Raw genomic sequence first — 10,376 nt, 5'->3', positions numbered from 1 at the left:
TTTTTGCTGTCTGGGGTTTAGTAAATAGCCAAACTATACCGAACTTTTAGTACATGCTTACATTATAATTTGGTGGTCGCCTAGGCTATTTTAATTATCAATATTTTCTATATAGTCTTTTAACTGTATTCACTATTATCAAAATGATCCTTTCCAATTAAACTAACTTCATAAAATATTTACTTAGTATAAGTTTTGGAGAAAAACATGGCTCATCAAATTATCAAAGATTTACACAATCGTTATACCGCTAAGCAATATGATTCATCAAAACGTATTTCTGATGAAGATATTGAAGTAATTAAAGAGGCTATTCGCTTGTCAGCTTCTTCAATTAACTCGCAACCTTGGAAGTTTATTTTGGTTGAAAGTGAAGAAGGTAAACAACGCTTACACGATACATTTGCTAACAAACACCAGTTTAATCAGCATCATGCTAAAGAAGCATCGCATACATTATTACTTGCTTATGATCCTAAGTTTACGAAAGAAAAATTTTCTAAGCGTGTTGATGTAGAAGTCAGCTCTGGTCATTTACCAGCTGATATGCGCGATAACTTTATGGGTGCATATGCGTTCGCTGAAATGAACACAGATGAGAAAGGTTACAACGGTAGTTGGACTAAAGCGCAGGTTTATTTAGCACTTGGTAATGTGCTGCATACATTAGCGCGATTGAACATAGCGTCGACTCCAATGGAAGGCGTTGACCCGGAGCTAATTAGTGAGAAGTTTAATGCTGAACTTGACGGTCATATTTGTGAAGTTGCACTAGCAATGGGTTACCCTAATACCGACGAAGACTGGAACCATGGTTTGCCAAAGGCACGTTTAGCAGTAGAAGACATTATAACAACCGTATAGCATAAAAAGCTTTATTAAAAAGCCGAGGCTATCTCGGCTTTTTTGTGTCTAAAATAAGCCATACGCTTCCGTATTTTCAGTTTCTACCTGTAGTTCAGTCGGCTTAAATATGGAACTCGGATCGATAAGCACACTATGATTTTCTGCCATTTTTATTAACCCTCGCATCATACCTTTAGTTTGTGGATCTATATCAAAGCCTATATCAGTTAGCTTATCTAATGGTTTTATATCTTCTTTTTTATAATCTAGGCTGTCTTCTACTTTATCGACCAGCAACCCCACATGAGGGTTTATACCGTCTTTCGTTGTGAATACAATAATTGGTTTGTAATCCAAAGTTATTTGCTCTTGTGCTGATTCAAACAGTCTCTCTAACTGAGCAAGACTGCTACGTTTTATCTTACTAAGTAAATAGCTTACCTGTTTATGTTCACCTTGCCTGTGAGCAGTTACGGCTTGTTTAGCTTGTTCTAGTAATAATTCAAAAGGCTCATTAAAGCGTGAGATAGTAAGCTTTAAATCAGGGTTGTCTGTATTGAACTCCTGAAAAAAAACAATAAAGTCTTGAAGCTCAGTTTCATTAATAACTAATTTTTCTGATTGATTTAAGAGGTTTGTTTCGAGTGTATTAAACCATTTGGTTTGTTTGTCTTGCCAGGATCTTAGCTGTTTTAAAATATGTTTGTTGCTTTGCTCTGTTGATATATTATTTAAGATAATTCCTAAATCGAAAACTGGCGTAGGGATATCCATATAATCTTTAACACCAATAAAGCTTTTGTTGTTGTTTGGTAGTGTTGTGAGATTATTATCAAAGCGCTCGGTTAATAAGATATCAAGTATTTTCAGTGAAATGGTTTTGCAGCCCACTTTAAAGTTTATTAATTCCATGCCTTTATCTTAATTTACCCATTAATGTATTAAGAATAGAACAAATCTACCAAATAGCTTAAGTAACTGTGGTAATTAATCATTGTATTAAGGGGGTGGGTTATTTAATGGCTTTAGCTAGTTTTAACACTGCTTGTTTAAAGCATGTTTCAAGCTCTTTTTTGCCTTGTATATTTAATTGCTCAATGACGTTTGTATCGCTTTCATTTTGCAAAATTAAGCTAATTAATAGTTGCTTATCACTTTGCGTTAAACAATTAACAACAGAGGGTGCCAGAGTTACAACTTGCCAAATAGTAGCTGTAATACTAAATCGAGAAAAGTGATTATTAAGTTGTCGTATTAAACGTTTTTTGATGTCTGAACTGATAGGTCTATCTGTAAACGAGGAAATAAGTACATTTACAAGCTGCCAATCAAGGTGTTTAAAGTGTGTGAGTAAAGCATAAAATATATCGGTTTGAAATTCAGCTTTTAATCGTTTCAGTGTACCCGTATTGTTGTTTAAACATTTCACAACGAGTGCTGAATGCTCGCCAGTGCTTTTATCTTTTTGATAACCCAGCTTTATAGTGCTAAACCCTTGGCTTTGCCAAAATTTTAATAGCTCAGCCGTAGCGCCAAAACTAGCACCAAACCAATAGCACTCATTACTTACTCTTGATTCGCAAAAACTCAGTAGGGCTTTACCTACTCCTTGACTGTGAAGATTAGGGGCAACAGCAATTCTTACTACTCGAGCAGAGAGTTGGGTAAGGCACTGGGGATCACTGCTTAGCTGCGAGAGAGTTTGTGCCATTAGGTGCCCTTGTGGGCGGCGTTCACCTTTAAGCACCTGCTCAGTTAGCTCGAGGGGTAACCCGCCTTCTATTGTAACTAAACACACCCCCACTAGGTGATTATGTGTTTGGGTTATGAACAATCGTTGTGAGGGTGCATCAAGTAGTTGGCGTAAATCGTTAACGCTACTTTGGTAATGTGCTAAGGCAAGTAATGCAATAACCTGCTCAAGTAACAGCTCGTCATTTGTGAGTTGTTGCTGAGTAATTTCACTGTGGACTAGGTTATTTAAGCCATTGCTTTGTATTTCTTCGTACTGTGCTTCGAGTGCGAGCAAAGTGCGTATATGGCGCTCTAGCGGGTCGGCTTTTGCAAACCTTAACGGTTCATCAAGTGTGATAATATTAGCGACTTTATACTTTGCTTTAATGTACTGACTAAACCTAATTGTATAGCCTCTACCATTACCCTCATAACCTACTAAAGTACTTGCAAATACAATGCGCGGATACTGTTTTAGCATTTTTAATAACAGAGGAACTGGAATAGCAGCCGCCTCGTCAACAAGTAATAAATCACACTCTGGCAACGAGTCTAATAATGAATCTGGAGCAATATACTGCAAATTAGCAAGTTGCTTACTTTTACCATCGAAGGGTATGTTTAACTCATTACTTAAATGTTTAAAGCTGCTATGAGTGGCTTTAAATTGTGTACTGCAAAGTAGTATTTTTTTATCGATAAGCTTGGCGGCAGCAAGTCCAAGCGCTGCTGATTTACCACGACCTCTGTCGGCATTAATGAGTAAAGGGCGATTGGCGCGACCATGAGCCACTTTAATTATATTTTCTACACAATGCTGTTGCGGTTCAAAATCTATTTTATTGGCAGAGCTTTCTCTGCTGAGATTACCTGTACAGCCATGTAATTCACTAAAGTGATAAGCGGTTAACGATTGTACAACGCGGGCAATGCGTTCATTAAAAAAGCTATAGCTTACTTTATGCCCGTGAGACTGCACTGTGCTTAAGGCAGGATCTGGCCAAGTTGAAAGTTCGCTTAGCTCTGGTAGCAGTAAATATAAAATACCGCCTGCTTTTACCGTACCTGCAATAGCTGCTAATTTATCAGGGTGCAAGCCACTAAAGCCATCGTATACGGCGTGTGAATATTCTTGCCCTAAAATTTGATGAGTACGATTAGGCCACTGCGCGTTATTTAGTCTGGTATTTTTAGAAACGACGAGTGTGTTTTCAGTTTGAAGTAATTCGCCTAACAGCTCGTAGCACCAAACAGTACTGCCAGTAATAAGCACCAGTTGGCGATGATGAGCGCCAACTAGTGTTTTTTCTAACGTGTTTATGTGAGCTTTATACAGCTTGTAATCGTGCATAAGCCGTTACTAGCCATTTACTGCCAAGGTCGTCAAAGTTTACCTGTACACGCGACTGTGCACCGCTACCTTCATAGTTAAGTACCGTACCAATACCAAACTTAGCATGCAGTACACGTTGACCTAAGTTAAAGCCGCTGTCTTCAAAGGCGGCATGGCTTACTGATGCACTAAAGCGACCGGCTGCCGGTGGTCGCGAAACTTGTGTTTTAATACGAATTTCTTCAACGCAGTCTTCAGGGATTTCGCGTAAAAAACGTGAAGGACTATGGTACTTCTCTTGTCCATAAAGGCGGCGGCTTTCGGCATGGCTAATGTATAGTTTATCCATTGCACGGGTCATGCCTACATAACAAAGGCGGCGTTCTTCTTCTAAGCGGCCAGACTCTTCATTACTTTGCTGCGAAGGGAACATGCCTTCTTCAACGCCCACCATAAACACAAGCGGGAATTCTAAGCCTTTAGCTGAGTGAAGCGTCATCATTTGTACCGCGTCTTCGTGCTCATCGGCTTGGCCTTCACCAGATTCAAGCGAGGTATAGGCTAAAAAGCCTTGTAGTGGTGAGCTAAACTCTTCTTCTTCAGGGAGTTCGTACTGATCGCAGGCACTTATAAGCTCTTCTAAGTTTTCTACGCGGGCACGGCCTTTTTCGCCTTTTTCAGCTTGGTACATAGCCATAAGGCCAGAGGTTTGAATTGTGTATTTAGCTTGTTCTTGTAGGGTGAGATCGCTAATTTTTTCTTCAATGTGCTCAACAAGTTCTACAAACTTTGTTACAGCGCCAGCTGCTCGGCCTGATAAGTGCTGTTGTTCAACAATAGCTTTAGCTGCGTACCAAAGCGGAAGTGACTCAGCACGAGCGCAATCACGTATGTGACTTAATGTTTTATCGCCAATACCGCGAGCAGGAGTATTAATTACACGCTCAAATGCGGCATCGTCTTGGCGATTACCTACTAAGCGTAAGTACGATAGCGCATCTTTAATTTCTTGACGTTCGAAGAATCGCATACCACCGTAAATGCGATATTTTAAGCCTTCTTGTAGCATGGCTTCCTCGAGTACACGAGATTGCGCGTTACTACGGTATAAAATAGCGGCGTCTTGCAACGCGTTACCAGCATTTAACCAGCTACGTAATTTGCTACTCACAAAGCGGGCTTCGTCTAATTCGTTAAAGGCGGCATAAATTGATATAGGCTCGCCTTCGTTACCATCGGTCCATAAGCTTTTACCCATACGCTCGGAGTTATTTTTTATAAGCGCATTAGATGCTTTAAGAATAGTTGCGGTTGAACGGTAGTTTTGTTCAAGGCGAATAGTTTCGGCATCAAAGTCAGTTAAAAAGCGTTTTATATTTTCTATTTTAGCTCCGCGCCAGCCGTAAATACTTTGGTCATCGTCGCCAACAATCATTATGCTGCTTGTGTCGCCTGCAAGTAACTTTAACCATGCGTACTGAATGGTATTAGTATCTTGAAACTCGTCTACTAGCATGTGGGCAAAGCGCTGTTGGTAGTGGCGAAGTAACGTCGGGTTATTTTTTAATACTTCATAGCTGCGTAGCAGTATTTCAGCAAAATCGACCAAACCAGCCCTGTCACACGCTTCCTGGTAGGCGGCATATACACGCAGCATCATTTGCTCGTTTATATCATACGCTTGAATATCTTTAGGGCGAAGTGCTTCGTCTTTTTTAGCGCTTATGTACCAACCAAACTGTTTTGCAGGCCACTTTTTATCATCAATATTCATTGATTTTAATAAGCGCTTGATCATACGAAGTTGGTCATCAGAGTCTAAAATTTGAAAGGCTTCTGGTAAGTTAGCTTCACGGTGATGAGCGCGTAAAATACGGTGTGATAAACCATGGAAAGTACCAATCCACATCCCGCCAACCGGTGCTTTTAAGGTTTCTTCAACGCGGGTACGCATTTCTTTAGCTGCTTTATTGGTAAAAGTTACCGCAAAAATACTATAAGCTGATGCTTGTTCAACTTGCATAAGCCACGCGATACGATGAACTAACACTCGTGTTTTACCAGACCCAGCACCGGCCAATACCAGCATGTTTTGTAATGGGGCTGCAACGGCATCGCGTTGTTTGTCATTTAAGCCGTCGAGTAATTCTGAAACGTCCATCGTTACGCCTTTTTAATCAATATTGAGGGCAGTATAACAGGTGTTTTTGTAAGGCTAAATAAAATACTGTTTTTATGAACAGCTATTATAAAAATAGCCTCTAAAACCAATCAGCTGGATAGTTTTTGGCATGGATAAGTGACTAAGATTAATAATAAAAATAATCAAATTGACCTATATTTAGTAAAAAATACTAAAGCAATTAGTGAGTCGTAATTTAACTAACTGATTTTTAAGCTTTAATAAATTGGCATAAAGTGTGATAGTAAGTAGATAACTAAAATTTAAAATTAATTAACTACAGAGGTGAGTATGGCTGATCAAGGGTCTGGCGGTAATGTAATTGCTGCGTTGTGTAATATATTTTTTCCTGGTTTAGGGCAACTAGTACAAGGGCGTATTTTAGCGGCTATATTTTTTGCGCTAGCTATTGTTATAAGTTACGCACTTATTTACGTACTCGTTGGTTTTGTATTAGTACCTATTATTTACTTATGGTCGATAATAGATGCGGCACGATACCGCTCGCGAAGTTAGGTATTTAAACGTTTTACAAAAATAGCGCCCAATGGCGCTATTTTGTTTTTTAGGGTCGGCGTTACAGCTAATTTACGGGTATAATCGCGTTATTAACGTTTAATAAGTAATAGCTATGGAATATCAATTTATACGTGACCCTATTAGTGGTTTACGAATTAAAATAAGCAGCGAACACGCAATAATAGGTCGTTGGTTAAACGAAGAAATTGGCAAAGGCAAAGTCGCTATGGTGCAAGCACTTATTGTGTCTGTCAAAACGAGTTTTGAGCCAGTCACTCTAAAAGGCCAAGAAATAGATTTAATTTTATCTAAAGATGAGGCCTTATTTGAGGCTCATGCTCTGCACCAAGACAGCGAAGACTTAATTGCCTATCAAGATGATGATTTAATGCTTGAAGAGAACGACTTAAGCAGTGGTTGTGGTTTTGAAGACTTTATTGATTTAATCGAGTCGTGGGCTGAGTTTACCAGTAATCGATAAAAATAATTAAAACAGACATAGCAAATGCAAAAACAGCGCTTTCTCTGTATTATTAAAACAACTAAAAAACGACAGGAATTGATATGTCTGCCAATTTAAATAAGCTAGTAGTCATGCTAGAAATGCAAAACGCCATGAATACAAAAGTGCATGAACAATGGTTTACACAAGGGTTTGAATGGTATCGCGCTATTTGGGTTGAGTGTGCCGAAATGCTAGATCATCATGGCTGGAAGTGGTGGAAAAAACAAACACCCGATACCGAGCAAGTTATTTTAGAATTGGTTGATATTTTTCACTTTGGTTTATCGCTACGTATTGACGGAAAAACAAGCTATCAAGACTTAGCAAAGCAATTAGAAAGTGAGTTGAGCCAAGTACAGCAAGCTGATGACTTTAAACAAACGTTAGAAATACTTGCGGCATCTGCTGTTGCAGATAAAGCGTTTAATGCATCAGCATTTGCCGGTTGTATGGCACAAATGGGCATGGATATTGACGATTTATACCGTGGTTATGTTGGTAAAAATACCTTAAACTTTTTTCGCCAAGACCATGGTTATAAAGACGGTAGCTACATTAAAGTGTGGAACGGGCAAGAAGATAACGAGCACTTAGTGGAAGTAGTTAAAAGCCTTGATACCGAACATGCAGACTTCGCAAAATTAGTCTATCAAGGCCTTGAGGCACGTTACCCTAAAAGCTAAATAATAGTGCGGTAGTCGGTTACATTTAAGTAATCGGCTATTTCGTTGTGTGGTTGCTGACTGTCGGGGTTGGCAACCGCAAGTAAGTGTCCAATGCCGTATTCTTTTGCGGCATTTAATACAGCTACGCTGTCATCAACAAATAAAGTACGTGTTTTGTTAAATCCTAAATCATTTTGTACTTGGTGCCATAAACTTTGCTGCTCTTTACTTACGCCATATTCATGAGTCGACACTACACCATCTAAATAATTATCGATTGCGGTGTGTTCAAATTTCATCATGACGTTTTCTGGATGTGCGTTGGTAAGCAATATAAGCTCTTTTCCTGCTTTTTTTAGCTCCGTTAAAAAATAGGGTACGTCGTCACGAACTCTTATAAGGTGCTGTGTTTCTCGCTTTAAATCCATAATTGGTAATTTAAGCTGATCTTCCCAATAATCTAAGCAATACCACTCAATTTGGCCGCTTACAGCTTGGTAGCGTTTAAAAATATCTTCTTTTGCTTCGCTCAGGCTTATATTTTTCGCTAAGGCGTGTTGCTGTGGAAGAACAGTTAACCAAAAATGGCTGTCATAATGTAAATCGAGGAGTGTTCCGTCCATATCAAGTAAAACGGTATCGATTTTTGACCAATTTAGCATGGGCTTTTCCCTGTGAAAAGTTTATGATTAAGCACAACTGCCATGATAGCAAATTAACGCCAATGACACAGAAAAAGCATCCAACACCTCCTCAAATCCTAAGTAATAATGTTGTCGCTAAAAGTCGCCTATTTACTGTGGAATCTTTAGAGCTAAAATTTTCGAATGACGAAGAGCGTCAGTATGAACGTATTCGAGGTGGTGGCAGAGGCGCTGTAATGATTGTGCCTATAACGGCTGATAACGAAATGCTGCTAGTGCGTGAGTATTGCGCGGGCACCAATGACTACCAGCTAGGCTTTCCTAAAGGACTGATCGACCCAGGCGAAACACCAGAGCAAGCTGCTAATAGAGAACTTAAAGAAGAAGTAGGTTTTGGCGCAGACTTTTTTAAACCATTAAAAACAGTGACCATGGCACCTAGTTATTTTAATGCCACCATGCATATTTTATTTGCTAAGCAATTATATCCGCAAACACTTCCAGGCGACGAGCCTGAGCCTTTAGTTGTTGTTAAGTGGCCATTAACGCAATGGCAGTCATTATTAGAGCAAGATGATTTTACCGAAGCACGAAGTGTTGCCGCTTTGCTATTATTAGATAAGTACTTAGCATCTGGAGCTGCCGATGAATAAATTATTAGAACCTTGTATTGAATTAGCCGAACGTGCAGGCGATGCCATTATGGCTATATACAAAAAAGATGATATTGGCCAACAAGAAAAGTCAGACCACACACCAGTAACTAAAGCCGATTTAGCTGCAAATGATGTGCTTGTTGCAGGCTTAAAGGCACTTGCGCCCGATATTCCTATTATGTCGGAAGAAACACCTATTCCTGCATTAGCCGATAGGCAAGATTGGCAGCGTTATTGGTTACTTGATCCCATGGATGGCACAGGTGAATTTATTTTAGAAAGTGGTGATTTTGCGGTAAACATTGCGCTTATTGAAAATAACCACCCTGTGTTGGGTGTAATTCATTGGCCGTCAAAAGGTATTACGTATTTTGCGAGTGCTAAAAATGGTGCTTTTAAGCGTGAAGAAAAGAGCGACACACGAATATACGTAGCTCCACCTGAAAGTTTAACACTAGCGGTAAGTCGCCGTCAGAAAATTGAGTCGGTGAGTCAATACTTAAATAGCCAATTTACAACCATTGCGGTTGGTTCGTGCTCGTTAAAAGCATGTATTGTTGCTGAGGGTAAAGCGGATTGCTTTTTAAGAATAGGCCCAACAGGTGAGTGGGATACAGGGGCTTCACAAGTTATTGTAGAAGAAGCGGGCGGTTGCATTACTGATGCAGAGTTTAACCCTTTAACCTATAACCAACGCGAGAGCACTGAAAACCCAGACTTTATTGTAATGGGCCACCCTGATTGGGAGTTTCAAAAAATGATTACTCCTCACCAAAGAGCGAGTATAGAATAGAGTTTTGATTGCTTTTTGTTCACTTGAACAGTTTTAGGTAGTTAAAGCCTTGCATTATAAGTTTATTCCTATATAGTAGCGCTCTCTTCAAGGCAGGCTCGTAAATATTACGAAAATGTTTTAAAGAAATTACAGGCGCGGGATGGAGCAGCCTGGTAGCTCGTCGGGCTCATAACCCGAAGGTCGTCGGTTCAAATCCGGCTCCCGCAACCAATTTCCTTTATGGGGTGAGGTTACTGTAAACTCTAACTTAAGAGATTAAATTAAGTAGTCGATAGACTTTAAATATACAGGCGCGGGATGGAGCAGCCTGGTAGCTCGTCGGGCTCATAACCCGAAGGTCGTCGGTTCAAATCCGGCTCCCGCAACCACTGAAATAAAAGCACTATTCAAAGTAACACGCTAAAAGCGTGTTTTTTTATGCCTAAAATTCAGTGAAATGGGTAGCTCGTCGGTCTCGGAAGAGCAGTAGTTTGAAGTGAAGTGACTTATAAGTGTG

The 10,376-nt window shown here is 39.7% G+C and carries 10 protein-coding genes and 2 tRNA genes; 8 read left to right on the top strand and 4 right to left on the bottom strand.

What is annotated here, in order from left to right; translation table 11 throughout:
• The first annotated feature begins 207 nt into the window (after positions 1–207).
• The gene (locus CWB65_RS17530) at positions 208–864 is read left to right on the top strand and encodes a nitroreductase family protein (RefSeq protein WP_010557628.1); all 657 of its coding nucleotides are present in this window, start codon (positions 208–210) and stop codon (positions 862–864) included.
• Positions 865–912: 48 nt separating this feature from the next.
• Here CWB65_RS17530 and CWB65_RS17525 read toward each other — a convergent pair whose 3' ends face one another.
• From CWB65_RS17525 to uvrD, 3 genes are all read right to left on the bottom strand, one after another.
• Entirely contained in the window at positions 913–1,758 is an 846-nt protein-coding gene (locus tag CWB65_RS17525; protein WP_138741102.1) for a chemotaxis protein, read from the bottom strand.
• Between the two features lie 100 nt (positions 1,759–1,858).
• On the bottom strand, positions 1,859–3,931 hold the full coding sequence (locus CWB65_RS17520; protein WP_008133310.1) for a tRNA(Met) cytidine acetyltransferase TmcA domain-containing protein: 2,073 nt from the start codon (positions 3,929–3,931) through the stop codon (positions 1,859–1,861).
• A complete protein-coding gene (gene uvrD / locus CWB65_RS17515) occupies positions 3,909–6,074 on the bottom strand; it encodes a DNA helicase II (protein WP_008133308.1) in 2,166 nt (721 codons plus the stop codon). The genes CWB65_RS17520 and uvrD overlap by 23 nt, the downstream gene beginning before the upstream one ends.
• A gap of 312 nt (positions 6,075–6,386) precedes the next feature.
• Here uvrD and CWB65_RS17510 point away from each other — a divergent pair, with 312 nt between their 5' ends.
• The 3 genes from CWB65_RS17510 to CWB65_RS17500 all read left to right on the top strand — a co-directional run bounded on the left by CWB65_RS17510 (position 6,387) and on the right by CWB65_RS17500 (position 7,802).
• Positions 6,387–6,611, top strand: coding sequence for a hypothetical protein (locus CWB65_RS17510; protein WP_006791382.1), 225 nt, complete (start codon positions 6,387–6,389; stop codon positions 6,609–6,611).
• Positions 6,612–6,726: 115 nt separating this feature from the next.
• Complete coding sequence (locus CWB65_RS17505) at positions 6,727–7,095, top strand: YacL family protein (RefSeq protein ID WP_008133305.1); 369 nt, start codon at positions 6,727–6,729, stop codon at positions 7,093–7,095.
• 83 nt (positions 7,096–7,178) lie between these two features.
• Positions 7,179–7,802, top strand: coding sequence for a dUTP diphosphatase (locus CWB65_RS17500; RefSeq protein ID WP_006791380.1), 624 nt, complete (start codon positions 7,179–7,181; stop codon positions 7,800–7,802).
• Here the strand turns inward: CWB65_RS17500 and yrfG are convergent.
• Positions 7,799–8,446 carry a GMP/IMP nucleotidase gene (yrfG, locus tag CWB65_RS17495; RefSeq protein WP_008133302.1) on the bottom strand — a complete coding sequence of 216 codons (648 nt, stop codon included), beginning with the start codon at positions 8,444–8,446 and terminating at the stop codon, positions 7,799–7,801. The two genes, CWB65_RS17500 and yrfG, sit on opposite strands and share 4 nt — an antisense overlap.
• A gap of 62 nt (positions 8,447–8,508) precedes the next feature.
• On the opposite strand from yrfG, the gene nudE reads away from it, so the two are divergent.
• The 4 genes from nudE to CWB65_RS17475 all read left to right on the top strand — a co-directional run bounded on the left by nudE (position 8,509) and on the right by CWB65_RS17475 (position 10,248).
• Positions 8,509–9,081 (top strand): ADP compounds hydrolase NudE, encoded by a 573-nt coding sequence (nudE, locus tag CWB65_RS17490; RefSeq protein WP_033035276.1) that lies wholly within the window; start codon positions 8,509–8,511, stop codon positions 9,079–9,081.
• Positions 9,074–9,877, top strand: coding sequence for a 3'(2'),5'-bisphosphate nucleotidase CysQ (gene cysQ, locus CWB65_RS17485; protein WP_006791377.1), 804 nt, complete (start codon positions 9,074–9,076; stop codon positions 9,875–9,877). The genes nudE and cysQ overlap by 8 nt, the downstream gene beginning before the upstream one ends.
• Positions 9,878–10,013: 136 nt before the next feature.
• Positions 10,014–10,090 (top strand) — tRNA-Met (locus tag CWB65_RS17480).
• Positions 10,091–10,171: 81 nt separating this feature from the next.
• Positions 10,172–10,248, top strand: a tRNA-Met gene (locus tag CWB65_RS17475).
• The last annotated feature ends 128 nt before the right edge of the window (positions 10,249–10,376 follow it).

The organism is Pseudoalteromonas sp. S554 (genome assembly GCF_005930865.1).
GTDB lineage: Bacteria > Pseudomonadota > Gammaproteobacteria > Enterobacterales > Alteromonadaceae > Pseudoalteromonas > Pseudoalteromonas marina.
This window is presented reverse-complemented; position numbering and strand designations above follow the sequence as displayed.